The following is an 18,861-nucleotide window of genomic DNA, read 5'->3' as shown; positions in this document are numbered from 1 at the left end:
TTCTAGGGAGAGGACCCGATAATGGGTAGCTTCAGCATCTGGCATCTTCTGATCGTCCTGGTCGTCGTGCTGGTCCTGTTTGGCGGCGGCGGCAAGCTGTCCAAGATCATGGGTGACCTTGGCGCCGGCATTAAGGACTTCAAGAAGAACATCAAGGATGGCGGCAAGGGCGACGGCGAGGTCGAAACCACGGCCGCCAAGAGCGAAGAGAAGTCGCGCGAAACCATCGTCGATCGCAGCTGATCGAACGAGTGCGGAGCGCTTCGGCTCCTGCCGCGGCGAGTGCCATGGCGGTAGCGGCGGCGGTGCCACGTATGCTTCATCGATGATAAAGGGTAAGGTCGGATGTTCGACATCGGCTGGAGCGAGATGGCGATCATTGCTCTCGTCATCCTGGTTGTGCTCGGCCCCAAGGAATTGCCGCATGCGCTGAAGACGGTCTCGCACTGGATGCGCGCAGCCCGCAAGTTGGGCGCCGAATTCCAGAGCGGCGTCAACGAGATCGTGCGCGACGCCGAATTGGAGGACGCCCGCAAGCAGTTGCAGGGGATCGGCAAGCATACGATCGAGAAGAAGATCGAAAAGGCGATCGACCCGGCCGGCGACATCAAGAAGGCCATGAATGAAGTGGCCGCCGAGACCAAGATCGAAACCGAGGGCGAGAGCAAGGCGCCGGCGAGTGTTGCTGCCCCGTCGGCATCGGCTCCTGCCGTGGCGGCGATTGCAGACCGGCCGGCGGCCTCGGTTGACGCTGCGACGAATGGTGCCGCGACAGGCGCGGCCCCGTCCGGCGGCAATGCCGGTTCCGCACCCGAGCGCGCCCCCGCGCCGGCCGATGCCGCGCCCGGCGTCGCCGAACGAAACTGATCGCGTGAGTATCCTTCCATGAGTGGCGCCGAAGAAGACAAGAAAATGCCCCTGCTCGACCATCTGGTCGAGTTGCGCTCTCGCCTGCTCTATTCTGCGGCGGGTTTTGCGGTCGCCTTCGTGATCAGCTTCTACTTCGCGCAGCCGATCCTGGATTTCCTGCAGCGGCCGCTGGCCGAGTTGCTGCCGGCCGGCCGGCGCATGATCTTTACCGACCTCACCGAACCGTTCTTCACCCAGCTCAAGATCGGCGCCTTTGGCGCGCTGTGCGTGTCCTTTCCGGTCATCGCGTCGCAGATCTGGGCCTTCATCGCGCCCGGCCTCTACAAACACGAGAAGCAGGCCTTCCTGCCTTTCCTGGTGGCGACGCCGATCATGTTCACGCTGGGGGCCACCTTTGTCTATTACGTCCTGATGCCGATGGCGTGGCGGTTCTTCCTGGGTTTCGAGACGCAGGGCAGCGAAAGCACATTGCCGATCCAGCTCGACGCCAAGATCGGCGAATATGTCAGCCTGGTGATGAAGCTGATATTCGCCTTCGGCCTCTGTTTCCAGTTGCCCGTCCTGCTGTCGCTGCTGGCCAAGGTCGGCATCGTTTCGTCCCAAGGTCTGCGGGAAAAGCGGCGATACGCGGTTGTCGGTGTCACCGTCGTGGCCGCGGTGGTGACGCCGCCCGATGCCATCAGCATGCTTTCGCTGATGCTGCCGATGGTGGCGCTCTATGAGGTGTCGATCTGGACGGCGCGCCTTATCGAGAAGAAGCGGACCGAAGCGGCTGCGGCTGACGATGACACCGCCGGCAAGGACGTGACACCGGCATAGCCGAACCATCGCGCGCGCCTTCTTGCCACGACCTTCACGGGTCGGCCTTCACGCTTTGACCGTCCGCCGCATCCGGCATATAAGTTGAGCCGAATCGTCGCTTTGGAGCTCAGCTGCTAGATGTTTGATCCGAAATGGATTCGTGACAATCCGGATGCCTTCGACTCGGGTCGTCGGCGGCGCGGCCTGCCGCCCCTTGCCGAGGCCGTGCTTGCCCTCGATACCAGGCGGCGCACGGCGCAGACTGCCTGGCAGGAGATGCAGGCCCGGCGCAACGAGCTTTCCAAGCAGGTCGGCCAGTTGAAGGCCAAGGGCGGGGACGCCAGCGCCGTCATGGCCGAGGTTGCCGCGCTGAAGGACCAAATGGCAGGTGCCGAGCTGGACGAGCAGCAGGCGGCGCGCGAGCTTGAGGATCTGCTTGCCCAGCAGCCGAACCTGCCGGCTGCCGAGGTGCCGGACGGCGCCGACGAGAGCGCCAACCGCGTCGAACGAGAGATTGGCCAGCGCCGCAATTTCGCCTTCCAGCCGAGGCAGCATTTCGAATTGGGGGAAGCCCTCGGCCTGATGGATTTCGCCACGGCCGCGAAGATCTCCGGGGCGCGCTTTGTCGTGCTGAAAGGCGCATTGGCGCGGCTCGAGCGGGCGCTGGGCCAGTTCATGCTGGACATGCACACGACCGAGCACGGCTATACCGAGATCAATCCGCCCTTCCTGGTGCGCGACGTCTCTCTCTACGGCACCGGCAATCTGCCCAAGTTTGCCGAGGATCTGTTCCGCACCGAGCAGGGGCACTATCTCATCCCGACCTCTGAGGTGCCGCTGACCAACATCGCTGCCGACGAGATCATCGACGAAGCGCGGTTGCCGCTGCGCTTCACGGCGTTGACGCCATGTTTCCGCTCCGAGGCCGGCGCCGCCGGGCGCGACACGCGCGGCATGATCCGGCAGCACCAGTTCCTCAAGGTGGAACTGGTCTCGATCGCGCATCCGGATGAATCCGATGCCGAGCATCAGCGCATGACCAAATGCGCCGAGAACGTCCTGGCGCGGCTCGAGCTTCCCTATCGTGTCGTGACACTGTCGACGGGTGACATGGGCTTTGCCTCGCAGAAGACCCATGACATCGAAGTCTGGTTGCCGGGGCAGGGCATGTTTCGCGAGATCTCGAGCTGCTCGAATTGCGGCGAGTTCCAGGCGCGACGCATGAAGGCACGCTGCCGCAAGCCGGGCGAGAAGGGCACACGCCTGGTCCATACCCTGAACGGCTCCGGGGTCGCCGTGGGCCGCGCCCTGATCGCCGTGATGGAGAACTATCAGCAGGAAGACGGTTCCGTCCTGATCCCGGCTGCCCTGCAGCCCTATATGAACGGTCTCGAGGTCATCAAGGCTCATGCTTGAACTGCCATTCGATCTGAAGAAGTCGCGTATCCTCGTTTCCAACGATGACGGGATCCATGCACCGGGCCTGAAGGTGCTTGAGCGCATCGCCCGGTCGCTGTCGCCCGATGTCTGGGTGGTGGCGCCTGAAAGCGAGCATAGCGGCGCTTCTCATTCGCTGACGCTGCGCCGGCCGTTGCAGATCAGCAAGGTGGGCCCGCGCAGGTTCGCGATCTCCGGCACGCCCAGCGATTGCACGCTGATCGCCGTCAACCATCTGCTGAAGGACCGTCGGCCCGACCTGGTCCTTTCCGGCATCAATCGGGGCGGCAACCTCGGCGAGGACGTGCTCTATTCGGGCACGGTCGCCGCTGCCATGGAAGGTGCCATGCTGGGCATTCCGGCGATTGCCTTCAGCCAGGTGCGTGTCAGGGACAAACTGCATTGGGAGACGGCAGCGGCCTTCGCGCCTGAAGTAATCCGCCGCCTTACCTCCGTCGCCTGGCCGAAGGGCGTGCTGATGAGCGTCAACTTCCCGCCGGTAGCGCCGCGGGAGGTGACGGGTATCGAGACCGGACGCCAGGGACGCCGCATGTCCCATGTCGAGGTGGTGCATGCGCGCGATCCGTTCGAACGCGAAGTAACGTGGATCGGCGATTTCCCGACCGATGAGCCGGAACACCCGGAAACCGATCTCGGCATCGTTCTCAACAAGGCGGTCTCGGTCACGCCGCTGCATTTCGACCTGACGCATCATGCCATGCTGCGTCGTATCGATGGTCTCTTTGCCGGCGCCAGGGGAACGAAACCGGCGTCGCGTAGCGCCGCTAAGAAGACTGCTGCCAAGAGGACTTCCGGCAAGAGAGGCCCGGGAAAGAAGGATGCTGGCCGGCGATGAGCCTGCATGCCCGCAAGATCCGCATGATCATGAACCTGCGGCGCGCGGGCCTGACTGACGGTGCTGTTCTGAACGCGATCGAGCGCGTTCCGCGCGAACTTTTCGTGCTCGACCATTTCCACGACCAGGCCTATGAGGACCAGGCGCTGCCCATCAGCCATGGCCAGACCATCAGCCAGCCGCAGATCGTGGCGATGATGACCGAAGCCCTGGAGGTGAGAAAGAACCACAAGGTGCTCGAAATCGGCACCGGTTCCGGCTACCAGGCCGCTGTGCTGTCGAAACTGTGCCGTCGGGTCTACACCATCGAACGCTACAAGTCGTTGCTGGCCGAGGCCGAGCAGCGCTTTCATCACCTGCGCCTGCACAACATCACCAGCCGTTGCGGTGACGGTAGCAAGGGCTGGCCGGAACAGGCTCCGTTCGATCGAATCATCGTCACGGCCGCCGCGGCCGAAATCCCGCAGACGCTGGCGGATCAACTGGCGATCGGTGGTATCATGGTGATCCCGGTCGGCCCCGAACGTGGCGAGCAGGTTCTGGTCAAGCTGGTCAAGAACGAAGACGGCAGCCTCGCCTCGAAGATCATCGCAGATGTGCGTTTTGTGCCGCTGGTGGCTGGTGCCTTGCCCGAGGGCGAAGCGCGCACGGCAGCGCGGCGGGCGGAGAATTGACGATGCGCAGGCTCCGGAAAGGCCGGCTTCCGGCCGCCTTGCTGGCTTGCGGATTGCTTGCCGGTTGCGGTGGCATGTCGGCGCCGAGCCTGGGCCTGCCGGGGGATTCCGTCGTCCCGCCACCCAATGCGAAGATGGGGCAGATCGTCGATGGCGACTACATCGTCGCCTCGGGCGACACGCTGGCGACCGTTTCTTCCCGTACCAATACCCCGATCCGCGCGCTGATCGACAACAATGCGCTGCAGCCCCCTTATATCCTGAAGCCGGGGCAAAGGCTGCAGATAGCCCAGCGGCAGGACTATGTCGTGCAGGCGGGCGATACCCTGAGCGGGATCGCGCAGCGTTTCAATGTTTCGCAGAGCGCCCTGGTCGACCTCAACGATCTGGTGCCGCCCTATGTCATCCGGATCGGGCAGAGTTTGGTCCTGCCGAGTACGATCGAGGCACCGCAGCAGACCATGGTGGCGCAGCAGCCGATTGAGTCTGCGCCGGCTGGTGAAATTACCGCGGCACCGCTTGGCTCGACCAGTGCGCCACTTCCCTCATCGGGTGCCGTGGCCGGCGGCGCAGCGGCGCAGCCCGGCGCGAAGCCCTTCCAGCCATCGGGGACCGTCAATGCGACATTGCCGGCCGCCGGTGCCACCACAGGCCCATCGACCAGCCAATCGACGGCGGTGCCGCTGGAACCGGACCTGACAGCTGCCGAAGAGGCGGCCGAGCGCGCCTATGAAGAATCCCGCAACCAGGCCGCTGCGACCGGGGCGCCGGCACCTGTCGCGCAACCGGCACCTGTCGCGCAACCGGCACCGGCTACCGCGCCGACGCAAACCGCGGCGGCAACAATCGCCCCCCCGAGCAAGGCCGGCTTTTCCTGGCCGGTGCAGGGCAAGGTCATTGCCCGTTTCGGCACCACCTCGGACGGGCTGCGCAATGACGGCATCAATATTGCGGCACCGGCCGGCGCCCCGGTCATGGCGGCTGCGGACGGAACCGTGGCCTATGCCGGCAACCAGCTGCGCGGTTTCGGCAACCTTATCCTGCTGCGGCACGAGAACGGGCTCATCACCGCCTATGCGCATAACCAGTCGATGCTGGTGGAAAAGGGTGCCAAGGTGAAGCGGGGCGATGTGATCGCCCGCGTCGGTTCTACCGGCAGCGTCGATTCACCCCAACTGCATTTCGAGATCCGCAAGGGCGAACAGGCGGTCGATCCGCTGAAATATCTCGATGGCGGGGTCTAGGGCTCGATTTTCCTGCCGAGGCGTCCGGCAAGGTCCTGGATGAACTGCCAGGCGACGCGGCCCGACCGCGCGCCGCGCGTTACCGACCATTCGACCGCCTGCGCATGGGCGTCTTCCGGCGAGATGTCGAGGCCGAAGCTGCGGCAATAGCCATCGATGATGGCAAAATAGGTTTCCTGGTCGCAGTTATGGAAACCGAGCCACAGGCCGAATCGATCCGACAGCGAGACCTTTTCTTCGACCGCTTCGGAGGGATTGATGGCGGTCGAGCGTTCGTTGTCGATCATGTCGCGCGGCATCAGGTGCCGCCTGTTCGAGGTTGCGTAGAACAGGACGTTTTGCGGCCGCCCCTCGATCCCACCCTCGAGCACCGCCTTCAGCGACTTGTAGCTGGCGTCGGCGGCATCGAACGACAGATCGTCGCAGAAGATGACGTAGCGATGCGGACGTGCGCGCAGCAGGGTCAGGAGCCTGGGCAGGGTGACGAGGTCCTCGCGGTGGATCTCGATCAGTTTCAGGGGTTCGCCGCCATCCTGATTGATCGCGGCATGCACCGCTTTCACCAGCGAGCTCTTTCCGGTGCCGCGCGCACCCCAGAGCAGGGCGTTGTTGGCTGGCAGTCCCCGGGCAAAGCGCCGGGTATTGTCCAGCAGGATGTCCTTGTTGCGGTCGATTCCCTGCAGCAGGTTGATATGAACCCTCGAAACTGCCGGCACCGGCTCCAGCCACGCCGTGTCGGGATGCCAGACGAAGGCATCGGCGGCTGCCAAATCGACCTGGTGCTGCCGGGTCGGCGCCAGGCGCTCCAGCGCCTCGGCAATCCGTTCCAGCAGCGGGCGCATCTCGTCATAGCTCATGGCATGTTCCTCTTGCGGACAGCCGTGTTCTATCGGCTTCCGGTCGCGCGCGCCAGTACCGGAGCGGCGAAGCGGCTGGCCGCTACTGCGCCCAGGGGCGCCTGGGTTCGTGCATCAGGTAGTGGATGAAGCCGAACAGGGTCTCGATTGAGTCACCGCCACGGCGCAGCGGCAGGAGCAGGATCAGATAGTCGACATGGTCCCGGCTGTCGTCACGAGTCCAGCGCAGCGAATCCTGCCGCAGTTCGATGGTTCCGGCCGCGGCATTCAGGTGGTGCTCCCAGATGTGGCGGAAGGTGCTTGTGCTGGGCACCATCTCGCTCAGCTTCGAGCCCCGGTAATCGACGCCATCGACCTCGACGATCGCGGTCCCCAGCAGGCGATAGTGGAAATCATATGCCGGCTGCCCGATCACATCGATCAGCAGAACGTTCGGCAGCAGTTTTGGAATCTCCACGGGGTCGATCGCCGCCCGATCGGGTATCCCGCCCTCTCGTTTCGACTCCCAATAGGCCATGAAGTCGCACAGATCCTGGTGCTCAGGCTGACCCATCGCCGCATCGAATTCAGGCGTGCCCTGAGCGAGGCGCCTGACCGGTGCGGTCTCGATCAGAACCGGTGTCATCGCGTGTGACACGATCTGGCTCCTGTCCGGTGCCGGCTGGCCGGCCCGCAGCATGGCGGAACTGCAGTCCCGCGCTGTTCCCTTGAGCCAATATAAGCAGGGAATCGTGTTGAACCAAGAATTTGTGGTCTTTAGCGCCCAACCGGGCCGGTGCTACAGACCCAGCGAGGCCCGGACGGCACCCAGTCCCTCGGCCCCATCCCGAGCCTTTACGCCGCTGAGCCAGGCATCAAGATAGTGCGGGTTCTCGCGCAATGCCTTCCTGGCCGCATCGATCCCGCTCAGGTTGTCGCGGATCAGGTAGCCCATGCCCTGGTTCTCGAAATCGAGTTCGAAGGTGACGTTGCCCAGCAGTTGGGCAACGTTCGGGCATTCCTCCAGATAGCCCTGACGGACCTGGGTATGCACCGTGGCGGCTCCGAAATCAGGCCCGTAATAGGCGTCGCCCCCGGTCAGATAGGCGATCTTGAAATCCGTGTTCATGGGGTGCGGTGCCCAGCCCTGGAACACGATCCATTGCTGGTTGCGCACCGCCTTTTCGACCTGGGCCAGCATGCCCTGTTCGCTCGATTCGACCACTTCCCATCCGTCCAGCTTGAACGCCGGGTCGTTGACGATGTCGAACATCAATTGGTTGGAACCGGGCTCGATTCCGTACATCTTCCGCTCGAACTTGTCGGCATGGGCGGCGAGGTCGGCGATGTCGCGGATTCCGGCGTCGTGAACATATTGCGGCACCGCAAAGGTGTATTTGGCGCCGGTCAGGTTCTGCTGCACGGTTTCGACCGAGCCGTCGGCCTTGTAGGCCTCGTAATAGGTCACCATGGCCGGGTCCCAATATCCCATGAAGACATCGAGATCCTTGTTCTTGAGCCCCTGATAGATCACGTCGAGGCCGAGCAATGTGGACTGCGTCTGATAACCGAGGCCCTGGAGCAGGACTTCGGCAACGCCGGTGGTAAAGGCGAGGTCGTTCCAGCCGGGCTCCGCCAATCTGACGGTGGTGCAGGAATCCGGCTCGTCGGCGACTGCGGGAATTGCGATGCACATCGATGCTCCGGCAAGGCCGGCAATCACGCGCAGTCTCGACATATTGCGTCTCCCTTCAGGTACCATGCCGTCGCATGGATCGTTGACCGTTTGGTCTGTTTATTATCCCTGTGGTCAATTTATAGACCAACTGGACAATACCGGCAAGAGCCAGTCATAATGGCGGCCGAAAGGGAGGGACCGCGTGCCGCGTCTCAGCATCGAACAATTGCGCCGCCAGGAACTGGCCGCTGCCGCCTACGAGATCCTGCAGGAGGAGGGTATCGCCGGAACGACGCTTGCCAAGGTGGCCGAGCGGGCAGGCATGTCGAAGGGCATTGTCGTGCACTATTTCGGCGGCAAGGATGCGCTGCTCGAAGCCGTCATGCGCCGCGCCAACAGCATGCTGCGCGATGAGGTGATTTCCCGCATGAACCAGGCCAGCACGCCTCGCGGAAGGCTGGACGCCATCATTGCCGGCAATTTCTCGCCGGATTTCTTCAAGCCGGAGATCTGCAATGCCTGGCTGTCGCTTTGTGCCGAGGTGCCGCGGAATCGCGAATTTGCGCGCATCCAGCGGGCGATTCATGCCCGCATGCGCAGCAATTTGCTCTCCGCCCTGCGCCATCTGCTGGCGCCGGAAAGGCGCGAGGCTGCGGTCATCGGCATCACCGCCATGATCGACGGGTTGTGGCTCCGTTTTGGGCTCAACCAGGACGGCCTCGACCTTGCCGAGGCCAGGCGGCAAATGGACAGCATCCTCGCCCTGCATCTCGGTCCGAGAGACGCAATACCGACCGGCGACTACACGTGAAGTTAGGGAAAATGGTGCCGCCGAGATGAATCGAACATCCGACCCCGTCCTTACCAAGGACGTGCTCTACCCCTGAGCTACGGCGGCAACCGGGTGGGGCGCAGCGCGGCCCCCTCTGAAGCGGCGCGGAACATGCCAGAAGGGGCGGGGGATGGCAAGGCTTGATTGCCGCCTTCGCGGTAGCCACAAAAGACCTTGGCCGGACCCCAATTTGGCCGTAATTAAATGTTTGAAATTCAGGGCGTTGACGCTTGCCTCGGCGCCCGTGGCGCGGGGGGATCGAGGATGCAGGACAAGAAGGACGCGCGCCCGGCCGACAAGGCCCCGGCCGGGCCGGATTTGGCCGAATCCGGTCGCCGGGCTCAGCTTCGGAAGCAGGAGCGCCAGGCAGCGGCCCTGCGGGCCAATCTGCGCCGCCGCAAGGAACAGCAGCGCGGTCGCGCCGCGGCCAGGGTCGCCGCCGATGACGACCCGGGCGACTCCGCCTGAGACATGCTAGGTCTTGGGGCGACCTAGTTCTTGAGGCAAGGGGGGGCTTCCGATACAAACGGCGCGATCGGGCGGCCCGCCTGGGCCGTCCCTGGATCAGGTCGCCGGACCACGATTCAGCACCATTTCGAACCACCGACCGAGAACCGAAGGGACCCGCCGCCAAATGTCGATCATGCCAGATACCTGGATCCGCGAGATGTCGCAAAAGCATGGCATGATCGAACCGTTCGTCGAAAGCCAGAAGCGCGACGGCGTCATCTCCTATGGCGTCTCGTCCTATGGCTACGACGCCCGCGTCTCGCGTGAGTTCAAGATCTTCACCAACGTGGATTCCGCCATTGTCGACCCGAAGGAATTCAACCCGAAGAGCTTTGTCGACCGGGACACCGATGTCTGCATCATCCCGCCCAATTCCTTCGCGCTTGCGCGCACGGTTGAGTATTTTCGTGTCCCCCGCGACGTGCTGGTGATCTGCCTCGGCAAGTCGACCTATGCGCGCTGCGGGATCATCGTCAACGTGACGCCGCTGGAGCCGGAATGGGAAGGACATGTCACGCTGGAGTTCTCCAACACCACGCCGCTGCCGGCGAAGATCTATGCCAATGAAGGAGCCTGCCAGTTCCTGTTCCTGAAGGGCGAGGGCGCCTGCGAGACGTCGTACAAGGACCGCGCCGGGAAATACATGGGTCAGCGCGGCGTGACCCTGCCGCGACTGTGAACATGGGGAACTGACCGCATGGATCGCATTCGCATTCGGGGCGGGCGCCAGCTCAACGGCCAGATCAGGATCAGCGGGGCCAAGAACGCGGCCCTGCCGCTGATGGCGACCTGCCTCCTGACCGACGAAGACGTGCGCCTCGACAATGTGCCCGACCTTGCCGACATCACGACGATGACCAATCTGCTGACGCATCTTGGCATCGAGGTGACGACCCGGCAGTCGCTCAAGGAACGCTCTGTCATCCTCTCCGCGAAATCGCTCAGCGACACGACCGCGCCATACGACCTCGTGCGCAAGATGCGCGCATCGGTGCTGGTCCTCGGGCCGCTGGTGGCGCGGCACCGCCAGGCCAAGGTGTCGCTGCCGGGCGGTTGTGCCATCGGCACGCGGCCGGTCGATCTCCACATCAAGGGATTGCAGCAGCTCGGCGCCGAGATCGAACTCGATTCCGGCTATATCCTGGCGAAGGCGCCCAACGGATTGCGTGGGGCCGAGGTCACCTTCCCCAAGGTGTCGGTGGGTGCCACCGAAAACCTGTTGATGGCGGCGACACTCGCCGAAGGGGAAACACACCTGATCAACGCGGCGCGCGAGCCCGAGATAACCGACCTGGCGCAATGCCTCAACGCCATGGGGGCCAGGATCGAGGGCCTCGGCACCGACCATCTCAAGGTGACCGGGGTCGAGCGCCTGCAGGGCTGCACGCACCGCGTGGTCGCCGACCGGATCGAGGCCGGAACCTATGCCATGGCCGCGGCGATCACCGGTGGCGAGGTGGAACTTGTCGGCCTGCACCATGAACTGATCGGGGCGGCGGCCGCTGTCCTGACTCAAGCAGGTGTGTCGCTGTCCGAAACGGCACAAGGCGTGCTGGTCAAGCGGACCAACGGCGCGCTGACCGGCGTCGACGTCATGACGGAGCCGTTCCCGGGTTTTCCGACCGATCTGCAGGCCCAGATGATGGCGCTGATGACGACCGCAGACGGCGCTTCGATGATTACCGAGACGATCTTCGAGAACCGGTTCATGCACGTGCCGGAACTGGCGCGCATGGGGGCCAGCATCAATGTGCACGGCGCCTCGGCCATGGTGCGCGGGGTGAAGAAGCTGACCGGCGCGCCGGTCATGGCGACCGATCTCCGAGCCAGCGTTTCGCTGGTGCTAGCCGGCCTCGCCGCCGAGGGGGATACCTTCCTCAACCGGATCTACCATCTCGATCGCGGCTACGAGAAGTTGACCGCGAAGCTCTCCAATTGCGGTGCCGAGATCGAGCGCCTCAGTGACGGCGCGGCGGAGTAGAATGATGTCTGGCGGGACCGTCACAGATTTCCGCGTAATGGCGAAGGACCGGGACGATCTGGCCGTCATCGCGGCCTGCCTCCAGGACGCGCTGGTGCCGTTGTCGGAAATCCGCTACCTCGCGCAGGAAAACCGCTTCATCATGCTGCTCAACCGCTTTCGCTGGGAGCGCAATGCCGAGACCGGCCAGCGCCGGTCGCCGCAGAAGGGGGATGACGCCAGTTTCCACGATGCCGACGACTATCACGATACCGAGCAGCGCATCCATTGCGGGCTTTGTGTCGATCTGGTCAGTTCGGTGCGCAGCCGCGGTATCGACCTCAAGAAGCGCGGCGCCTTCCTGTCGCTACTGACCATGCAGTTCGATGACGGGCAGCTGACCCTGCTATTCTCCGGCGGCGGCATGATCCAGCTGACGGTAGACGAACTTAGTGTCTACCTTAAGGATATGGGCGAGGGCTGGCCGACTCAGTGGCGCCCCGATCATCAATTGGGCCGGGCAGGTTCCTGATCATGCCGGAGGTCTTCGTTCTGGCCCTGCCGAAGGGCCGCATCCTGAAGGAAGTGCTGCCGGTCCTGCGCAAGGCGGGCATCGAGCCGGAGGCCGAATTCGCCGACGAGAACTCGCGGGCGCTGCGATTCCGGACCAACCGCCCTGATCTCGAGATCATCCGCGTGCGTTCATTCGACGTCGCCACCTTCGTGGCGTTCGGCGCGGCACAGCTTGGCGTTGCCGGCAACGACGTACTGCTGGAGTTCGACTATCCCGAGATCTATGCCCCGGTCGACCTCAATATCGGCCATTGCCGTCTGTCGGTGGCCGAGCCGGCCGAGCTCTCGGCCAGCGACGATCCCAGCCGCTGGTCCCATATCCGCGTCGCCACGAAGTATCCCAATGTGACGCGGGCGCATTTCGCCGCCCGCGGCGTGCAGGCCGAATGCATCAAGCTGTCCGGCGCCATGGAACTGGCCCCGACCCTGGGTCTCTGCCGGCGAATTGTCGATCTGGTCTCTTCCGGTGCCACGCTGCGCGCCAACAACCTGGTCGAGATCGAGAAGATCGCCGAGGTGACGTCGCGGCTGATCGTCAACCGCACCGCGATGAAGACGTTCCCGCGCGAGATCGGCGGCCTGGTGGAAGACCTGCGCCGCGCGGCGGCGTGAGGCGAGGCGATGGCAGGCGATCCCGGCGACGAGCGGCAGGACCGGAACGGGCGCCTCGTCAAGATCGAGCTTGACGAGCAGTCGACCGCAAGGCGTTCCGCCGAGGTTGATCGCGAACGTGCGGTCGCCATCTTCGACCTTCTGGAGGAGAACGAGTTTCGGCCCGCGCTCGAGCAGGAAGGACCCTATCATCTTTTCCTGGCGATCGAGGAAAACCGGCTGGTCTTCGATATCCGCGATACGGCCGACGCGCCGCTCTACAAGTTCATCCTGTCGCTCTCTCCCTTCCGGCGCATCGTCAAGGAATACTTCGACATCTGCGAGAGCTACTACCAGGCCATCAAGTCGGCCTCGCCATCGCAGATCGAGGCGATCGACATGGGCCGCCGCGGCCTGCACAACGAGGGTTCCGAGATCCTGCGCGAGCGCCTTGGCGGCAAGGTAGAGGTCGATTTCAACACGGCGCGGCGGCTGTTCACGCTGATCTGCGCGCTCCATGTCAGGATGTGAGGACGCATGCCGCAGGGATTGCCCGGCAGCGTTCTTTTCTGTTGCACCTTCAACGCCGTGCGCTCGCCGATGGCCGAGGCGATCCTGAAGTATCTGCATGGCAGCCAGATTTTTGTCGATTCCGTCGGCGTCCGGGCCGAGGAGATCGATGGCTTCGCGATCGCCGTGATGGATGAGATCGGCATCGACCTGACCAAGCATCGCGCCAAGACCTTCGACGATCTCGAGGACGAATCCTTCGACCTCATTATCTCGCTCTCCCCCGAGGCGCAGCACAAGGCGGTGGACATGACCCGCACCATGGCCTGCGATGTCGAGTTCTGGAACACCCTCGACCCGACCATCGTCGAGGGCAGCCGCGAGGAGCGGCTCGAGGCCTATCGCCAGGTGCGCGACGGCCTGATGAAGCGAATCCGCGACCGTTTCCCGGCTCAGGGCGCGCCGTCGATCTAAAACACGATATAAATCAACTGGTTAAATCGAAAATACCGCGCCAATTGAGGTTTCTGGCGATTTGAGTATGATCCGCGCCAAATCGGGGGCCGGCAATCATGCCTGTCACCCCAATACCGTTGCGGCCGCCCTGCGCAAGCCGATGCGGCCATGAATGAGGAGCTGAATGGCAAAGGAAGACCTGATCGAGTTTCCGGGTACCGTGTTGGAACTGCTGCCCAACGCGATGTTCCGGGTCAAGCTCGACAACGATCACGAAGTCCTGGCGCACACGTCGGGCAAGATGCGCAAGAACCGCATCCGCGTTCTTGCTGGCGACAAGGTGAACGTCGAAATGACGCCCTATGACCTGACCAAGGGTCGCATCACCTTCCGTTTCAAGTAGCGCGCGCCGGCGCAGTGTTGTGCGCGACCCCGGCATGACGCCAGCGACATGAGCAAGAATGAACCCGCGTTGACAGGTCTCGTGCTGGCGTCGGCTTCGCCCCGCCGGCTCGATCTGCTGCGGCAGATCGGCATCCTGCCGGTTGCAGTCGACGCGCCGTCGATAGACGAGGCCGTGTTGCCGCGCGAACAGCCGCTGGCCTATGTCCACCGCATGGCGCAGGCAAAGCTCGATGCCGTGGCGCCGCGCCATGCCGGTGCGTTCGTCCTGGCAGCCGACACGGTCGTCGCCTGCGGTCGCCGCATCCTGCCCAAGGCCGAGGATGCAGCCACCGCCCGCGACTGCCTGGAACTGCTCTCCGGCCGGCGGCACCGCGTGCTGGGCGGCATCGCCATCGCCGGGCCGGACGGACGCCAGGCCATCCGCGTCGTCACGACCCAGGTGGTTTTCAAGCGCCTTTCCGCGGACGAGATCGCGCACTACGTCGACAGCGGCGAATGGCGGGGCAAGGCTGGCGGCTATGCCGTTCAGGGCTTCGCTGCAGCCTTTATTCCGTCGCTCAATGGCTCCTACAGCAACGTCGTCGGCCTCAGCCTGTCCGACGCCTATGCCATGCTGACGGGTCTCGGCTTCGCCTCTCGGGAACGATGATGGGCGACCAGATCTTTCTCAGCATCGACGAGGCGCGCAGCGCTTTCTACCGCTGGTCGGATGGCCGCCTGGCGCAGGTCGCGATCGAGCGGCGCGGGGAGGAAAGCCCGGTCGGAGCGGTCATTCTCGGCCGGGTGGTGAAGGTCGAGCCAAGCCTCAACGCCGCCTTTGTGGAAATTGGCCTTGCGCGACCGGGTCTGTTGCCGCTGAAGAAGCAGGGACGCAATCCCGGCGAGGGCGATGCGGTCATCGTCCAGGTGCGGCGCGAGGCGCGGGAGGATAAGGGCGTCCGCCTCACCACCAGCCTGCGCACCAAGATGGACGCTGAGGCCGTCGCCTGGGGCAAGCAGCCCCCGGCCGTCCTGGTTCCGGCGCCCACGCTGTGGCAGCAGGCGCTGGAAAGTCTGGCGCCTGAGCAGGTCGAGAGTATCACCTGCGACCGTCGCGTCGATGTTGCCGTGATCGACGACTGGTGCCGCCGCCATCACCCCGCTCTCGTCGGCCGCGCCGCATTCCTGGCGCAGCGGGATTGGGTTCCGTCGCCGGGCGATATCGCCGAGGCGGTTGCGGAGGCGCTTGACGAAACCGTGCCGTTGCCGGGCGGCGGGCAACTGCTCATAGAACCGGTGCGGACATTGACCGCGATCGACGTCAATTCCGCCGGCGCCGTGGCCGAACGCGGCATGGAACGCACGGCGCTGGCCGTCAATCTGGCAGCGGCGCGGGAGATCCCGCGTCAGCTCGCCTTGCGCAATATCGGCGGCACCATCGTCATCGACTTCATCGATCTGGAGAACCGCAACAAGCGCGAGCAGGTGCTGGCGGCTCTGCGCGAGGCGGTCGGCATCGACCCGGCCATCGAATGGGTCGGCAACATGTCGCGCCTTGGCCTGGTCGAACTGTCGCGTCGGCGCACCGGGCCGACCCTGGCCGATATGTGGCGGGGTGGTGATGCCTAGTTGCCCCATCTGCGGCAAGGCGGCGGACCCCGCCTATCGCCCGTTCTGTTCGGCCCGGTGCAAGCAGGTCGACCTCTCGCGCTGGCTCAACGAAGTCTACCGGGTCCCGGCCGATACCCCGACCGATGACTTGCCCGACGACTCGCCCAGCCGGCCGAATGAGCCGACAACCAATTGATTCCGGAGATAAAACTAGTTTCGGGCGGTCCGCATTTGCGGCTGGACAAGGTGGCGCAAAGCCATTAAATATCCGCCCGTCCATTGGGCGCCCAGGTAGCTCAGTTGGTAGAGCATGTGACTGAAAATCACAGTGTCGCTGGTTCGATTCCGGCCCTGGGCACCATCCTTTCCCGATCATTGCAGCTGACGCACGTTTTTCCGCACGGTCCCGGTCCGTTGTGGCTGCCTTGCCGCGCCACTATCATCGGCCCACCGCAGATGGGGAGATAACGGCATGTCGGGAACAATGCGCGCGGCGGGCGCGGAGCGGGTCGTGGCCGTCGACGTGGCGCGCGCGCTCGGATTGCTGCTGGTCTATCACGGCCACGTCGTCGAGCGGATGATGTATCTGGGCCATGAGGCGGCGGCTTACCAGTACAAGTTCATCTATGCCTTCCACATGCCGCTTTTCTTCCTGCTGGCCGGCTGCATCGCCAAGGATCTGAGCGACCTGAAGCCGCTGGCATTCCTCTGGTCGCGCATTGCCTCGCGGCTGGTTCCGTTGCTGGCATTCAATTGTCTGCTGGCTCTGACCAGCCTGGTCTTTCCCCGCGATTTCCCGCCGATTCCGCTGGAAAGTGCTGCCGATTACGGCAATGCGACCCTCATGAGCCTGACCTGGCTGACCGTCTTCAATGTGCCGACCTGGTTTCTGATGGCGCTGACCACGGTCGAGGTGGTGCATTACATCCTGTTCCGGTTTCTGCGCGGTTCGAATCTTGCCCTCCTTGGGGTGATCGTCGCGGGGTTCGCCCTAGGCGCTTGGCTCAATGGCCGATACGCCTTCTTTCCAGGCAGGAACTGGTGGCTCTGGAACGAGGCGCCGATGGCCTATGCCTTCTACCTCGCCGGCATCCTGGTGAACCGTGCCGGCATCATGGCCGGGTCGTCACGCACGGCAGCGGCGGTTGCCCTCGCGGCCGCGGGCTTTGCTGCGCTCTATCTGGTCTATGATCTCAACCAGGGCCCGTTCCGTCTCGACATCAAGGCCGTCGTCATCCTCGCATCCGCCTATGGTGACCCGCTCTGGTTTGCACTGGGGGCCATGGCCGGCATCGTCGGCACGCTGGCCCTGGGGCGGGCGCTCGCTGCGTCAAGCTGGCTGGCGCATGTTGGCAGCAATGCGCTCATCGTCTTCGCGCTGAACGGCGTCTTCTACCATCACGTCAACGGGCCGCTCGCCACCTGGTATATGGGCGCGATGCCGCAGGACGGCTGGACGCTGGCGGCATTCGCCGCCGCCTCCAGCCTTCTCTCGATCCTTTTGACGCTGCCGCTGGTGCGGTTCTGCCAGACCTGGCTGCCGCAGCTCGTCGGCAGGCCGCGGGCCAGCGGCCCGCTCCTGCCGGCGCTGATGCGCTAGATGCCGATGAAGGGCTGCATCACGCGGCCCAGAAAGTTGCCGAAGCGCAGCGGTGCATCGGTCACGGCCAGGCAGACGCAGATGTCCTCGCTGCCGGCAACGGGGCGATGCGAGACGGTGCCGTCGGCCATCTCGAGGTCGCCTCGGCGGAAATTCTCGCCGCCGGCCGAATAGCTGCCGCGCAGCACGATAGTAATTTCATTGCCTTCATGGCTGTGTTCGAACACCGAACGGCCTGGCGCGATGCGCAGCAGACGGGCGCTGGCGGCGCCGTCGGCAATCAGCGGCATGTGGTGAATACCGGGGCCGAGGGGCCGCCATTTTGCCGCCGCAAGATCGCCGCCGACATAGTACTGCAGCGGTAGCGGGAGCAGGGAACTGCCGGCAGTCGCGACCGTGGACGGCTGTGGCCGCATGACGGTCGCCACGCCAGAATCTGCAACGCCTGAATCTGCAACGCCTGACCCCGCCGCGCGAATCATGCCAAGCGTGGCGGCGAGCGCATCCGGCTTCAGGGTATCGGCGGCATTCTCACAGACCAGCACGCCGCCAAGCGCCTCGAAATCGTCATGAACCGCCCGGCAGGCGGGGCAGAGCGTCAAATGCGTCGCCATGGCCAGCGAGGTCGCCTCGTCAAGCGATCCGGCGGCATAGGCCGCAAGCAGTTCTTCAGCAGGATGATGTGTAATCATGACTCAGGCTCTCCTAGGGCCTTGCGAAACCGCTGGAACGCAAGCCGCATGCGCGACTTCACGGTACCGAGTGGTATCCCCAATTGTTCGGCGATAACTGCATGCGGCTTGTCCTCGAAAAAAGACAAGTGAACGATCCGGGCTTGCTCCGCGGGCAGGGTCGCCAAAGCGGCGCGCACTGCTGCGGCCTGCTGGCCGCGATCCATTTCCCGTTCGGGCGATTCCGGCCCATCGGGCACGAGGGTGGGGTCGTTCATCAGGACCTCCGGCCGACGCTGGCGCCGGAAGGCGTCAATCCGAAGATTTCGCGCGATCGAGAAGATCCAGGTGGAGGCGCCGGCCCGCTCGGCGTCGAACAGGTGGATCTTGCGCCAGACCATCGCCATTGATTCCTGGGCAAGCTCTTCAGCCTGGTCCTCCGGTGCCCCCAGCTTGCGCATGTAGGATTTTACGCGCGGCGCGAAGAAATGGAACAATTCGGCGAACACCGTTTCGTCCTGGTTTTCCTTCAACCGCAGGAGCAGGGTGGTCATCCGTTCGGGGTCTTGGCTGCGGGGGGGCGCGCCAGCCACGGGTGCGTCAGCTTCGGTCACGCTAGCACCCGACCGATGGTCGTTCGATCTGCATGTCTTTATCTTAGTCTGGGCATGCCTAGCGTGCACGGCTTTCCGCGCCGTCGTCCAGGCGCCGCGGTCTGCCCTGCCGAGATAATCAATTTCGCCAGTTGCGGCGCTGCGTGCCAGGAT

At 64.1% G+C, this 18,861-nt stretch carries 25 protein-coding genes and 2 tRNA genes; 21 read left to right on the top strand and 6 right to left on the bottom strand.

Annotation, left to right across the window (positions count from 1 at the left end; genetic code table 11):
* Positions 1-21 precede the first annotated feature (21 nt).
* The 7 genes from tatA to A8950_RS18510 all read left to right on the top strand — a co-directional run bounded on the left by tatA (position 22) and on the right by A8950_RS18510 (position 5,882).
* Positions 22-243 carry a twin-arginine translocase TatA/TatE family subunit gene (tatA, locus tag A8950_RS20040; protein WP_133615180.1) on the top strand — a complete coding sequence of 74 codons (222 nt, stop codon included), beginning with the start codon at positions 22-24 and terminating at the stop codon, positions 241-243.
* A 102-nt stretch (positions 244-345) separates the two neighbouring features.
* Entirely contained in the window at positions 346-867 is a 522-nt protein-coding gene (tatB, locus tag A8950_RS18535) for a Sec-independent protein translocase protein TatB (protein ID WP_133615179.1), read from the top strand.
* Between the two features lie 18 nt (positions 868-885).
* Complete coding sequence (tatC, locus tag A8950_RS18530) at positions 886-1,689, top strand: twin-arginine translocase subunit TatC (protein ID WP_133615178.1); 804 nt, start codon at positions 886-888, stop codon at positions 1,687-1,689.
* Positions 1,690-1,809: 120 nt separating this feature from the next.
* Positions 1,810-3,087, top strand: coding sequence for a serine--tRNA ligase (gene serS / locus A8950_RS18525; protein WP_133615177.1), 1,278 nt, complete (start codon positions 1,810-1,812; stop codon positions 3,085-3,087).
* Positions 3,080-3,964: a 5'/3'-nucleotidase SurE gene (gene surE / locus A8950_RS18520; RefSeq protein WP_133615176.1), complete on the top strand. Its 885-nt coding sequence runs from the start codon at positions 3,080-3,082 to the stop codon at positions 3,962-3,964. The genes serS and surE overlap by 8 nt, the downstream gene beginning before the upstream one ends.
* A complete protein-coding gene (locus tag A8950_RS18515) occupies positions 3,961-4,638 on the top strand; it encodes a protein-L-isoaspartate(D-aspartate) O-methyltransferase (protein WP_133615175.1) in 678 nt (225 codons plus the stop codon). Before surE ends, A8950_RS18515 begins: the two co-directional genes overlap by 4 nt.
* A 74-nt stretch (positions 4,639-4,712) precedes the next feature.
* A complete protein-coding gene (locus A8950_RS18510) occupies positions 4,713-5,882 on the top strand; it encodes a LysM peptidoglycan-binding domain-containing M23 family metallopeptidase (RefSeq protein ID WP_166645274.1) in 1,170 nt (389 codons plus the stop codon).
* Here A8950_RS18510 and A8950_RS18505 read toward each other — a convergent pair.
* From A8950_RS18505 to choX, 3 genes are all read right to left on the bottom strand, one after another.
* Positions 5,879-6,739, bottom strand: a complete 861-nt coding sequence (locus tag A8950_RS18505; protein WP_133615173.1) for an ATP-binding protein — start codon at positions 6,737-6,739, stop codon at positions 5,879-5,881. The two genes, A8950_RS18510 and A8950_RS18505, sit on opposite strands and share 4 nt — an antisense overlap.
* An 82-nt stretch (positions 6,740-6,821) precedes the next feature.
* The gene (locus A8950_RS18500) at positions 6,822-7,376 is read right to left on the bottom strand and encodes a PAS domain-containing protein (protein WP_166645273.1); all 555 of its coding nucleotides are present in this window, start codon (positions 7,374-7,376) and stop codon (positions 6,822-6,824) included.
* A 141-nt stretch (positions 7,377-7,517) separates the two neighbouring features.
* Complete coding sequence (gene choX / locus A8950_RS18495; protein ID WP_133615171.1) at positions 7,518-8,456, bottom strand: choline ABC transporter substrate-binding protein; 939 nt, start codon at positions 8,454-8,456, stop codon at positions 7,518-7,520.
* Between the two features lie 142 nt (positions 8,457-8,598).
* Here choX and betI point away from each other — a divergent pair, with 142 nt between their 5' ends.
* Positions 8,599-9,207: a choline-binding transcriptional repressor BetI gene (gene betI / locus A8950_RS18490; protein WP_133615170.1), complete on the top strand. Its 609-nt coding sequence runs from the start codon at positions 8,599-8,601 to the stop codon at positions 9,205-9,207.
* A 12-nt stretch (positions 9,208-9,219) separates the two neighbouring features.
* Here the strand turns inward: betI and A8950_RS18485 are convergent.
* Positions 9,220-9,294, bottom strand: a tRNA-Thr gene (locus tag A8950_RS18485).
* 198 nt (positions 9,295-9,492) lie between these two features.
* On the opposite strand from A8950_RS18485, the gene A8950_RS18480 reads away from it, so the two are divergent.
* The 13 genes from A8950_RS18480 (at position 9,493) to A8950_RS18420 (ending at position 17,423) form a co-directional block, all read left to right on the top strand.
* The gene (locus tag A8950_RS18480; RefSeq protein WP_133615169.1) at positions 9,493-9,696 is read left to right on the top strand and encodes a hypothetical protein; all 204 of its coding nucleotides are present in this window, start codon (positions 9,493-9,495) and stop codon (positions 9,694-9,696) included.
* 166 nt (positions 9,697-9,862) lie between these two features.
* Positions 9,863-10,417 (top strand): dCTP deaminase, encoded by a 555-nt coding sequence (dcd, locus tag A8950_RS18475; RefSeq protein ID WP_133615168.1) that lies wholly within the window; start codon positions 9,863-9,865, stop codon positions 10,415-10,417.
* Between the two features lie 18 nt (positions 10,418-10,435).
* Positions 10,436-11,719 (top strand): UDP-N-acetylglucosamine 1-carboxyvinyltransferase, encoded by a 1,284-nt coding sequence (gene murA, locus A8950_RS18470; RefSeq protein WP_133615167.1) that lies wholly within the window; start codon positions 10,436-10,438, stop codon positions 11,717-11,719.
* A gap of 37 nt (positions 11,720-11,756) precedes the next feature.
* Positions 11,757-12,230, top strand: a complete 474-nt coding sequence (locus tag A8950_RS18465) for a DUF2948 family protein (RefSeq protein ID WP_166645272.1) — start codon at positions 11,757-11,759, stop codon at positions 12,228-12,230.
* Positions 12,231-12,232: 2 nt separating this feature from the next.
* Positions 12,233-12,883 (top strand): ATP phosphoribosyltransferase, encoded by a 651-nt coding sequence (gene hisG / locus A8950_RS18460; RefSeq protein WP_133615165.1) that lies wholly within the window; start codon positions 12,233-12,235, stop codon positions 12,881-12,883.
* A 9-nt stretch (positions 12,884-12,892) separates the two neighbouring features.
* Entirely contained in the window at positions 12,893-13,393 is a 501-nt protein-coding gene (locus A8950_RS18455) for a UPF0262 family protein (protein ID WP_133615164.1), read from the top strand.
* Positions 13,394-13,399: 6 nt separating this feature from the next.
* Positions 13,400-13,846, top strand: coding sequence for an arsenate reductase ArsC (locus tag A8950_RS18450; RefSeq protein ID WP_133615163.1), 447 nt, complete (start codon positions 13,400-13,402; stop codon positions 13,844-13,846).
* 166 nt (positions 13,847-14,012) lie between these two features.
* Entirely contained in the window at positions 14,013-14,231 is a 219-nt protein-coding gene (gene infA, locus A8950_RS18445) for a translation initiation factor IF-1 (RefSeq protein WP_133615162.1), read from the top strand.
* 48 nt (positions 14,232-14,279) lie between these two features.
* A complete protein-coding gene (locus A8950_RS18440) occupies positions 14,280-14,882 on the top strand; it encodes a Maf family protein (protein ID WP_133615161.1) in 603 nt (200 codons plus the stop codon).
* Positions 14,882-15,841, top strand: coding sequence for a ribonuclease E/G (locus A8950_RS18435; protein WP_166645271.1), 960 nt, complete (start codon positions 14,882-14,884; stop codon positions 15,839-15,841). The genes A8950_RS18440 and A8950_RS18435 overlap by 1 nt, the downstream gene beginning before the upstream one ends.
* The gene (locus A8950_RS18430) at positions 15,834-16,019 is read left to right on the top strand and encodes a DNA gyrase inhibitor YacG (protein ID WP_133615159.1); all 186 of its coding nucleotides are present in this window, start codon (positions 15,834-15,836) and stop codon (positions 16,017-16,019) included. Before A8950_RS18435 ends, A8950_RS18430 begins: the two co-directional genes overlap by 8 nt.
* Positions 16,020-16,108: 89 nt before the next feature.
* Positions 16,109-16,184, top strand: a tRNA-Phe gene (locus A8950_RS18425).
* A 111-nt stretch (positions 16,185-16,295) separates the two neighbouring features.
* Positions 16,296-17,423, top strand: coding sequence for an acyltransferase family protein (locus tag A8950_RS18420; RefSeq protein WP_133615158.1), 1,128 nt, complete (start codon positions 16,296-16,298; stop codon positions 17,421-17,423).
* Here the strand turns inward: A8950_RS18420 and A8950_RS18415 are convergent.
* Together A8950_RS18415 and A8950_RS18410 are read right to left on the bottom strand one after the other, a co-directional pair.
* Positions 17,420-18,115, bottom strand: a complete 696-nt coding sequence (locus A8950_RS18415; protein ID WP_133615157.1) for a ChrR family anti-sigma-E factor — start codon at positions 18,113-18,115, stop codon at positions 17,420-17,422. The two genes, A8950_RS18420 and A8950_RS18415, sit on opposite strands and share 4 nt — an antisense overlap.
* A complete protein-coding gene (locus A8950_RS18410; RefSeq protein WP_133615156.1) occupies positions 18,112-18,648 on the bottom strand; it encodes a sigma-70 family RNA polymerase sigma factor in 537 nt (178 codons plus the stop codon). The genes A8950_RS18415 and A8950_RS18410 overlap by 4 nt, the downstream gene beginning before the upstream one ends.
* Between the last annotated feature and the right edge of the window lie 213 nt (positions 18,649-18,861).

Source organism: Dongia mobilis (genome assembly GCF_004363235.1).
In the GTDB taxonomy this organism is placed as follows: domain Bacteria; phylum Pseudomonadota; class Alphaproteobacteria; order Dongiales; family Dongiaceae; genus Dongia; species Dongia mobilis.
Note: the sequence above shows the minus strand (reverse complement) of the source record. Positions and strands in the feature narration are given on the sequence as shown.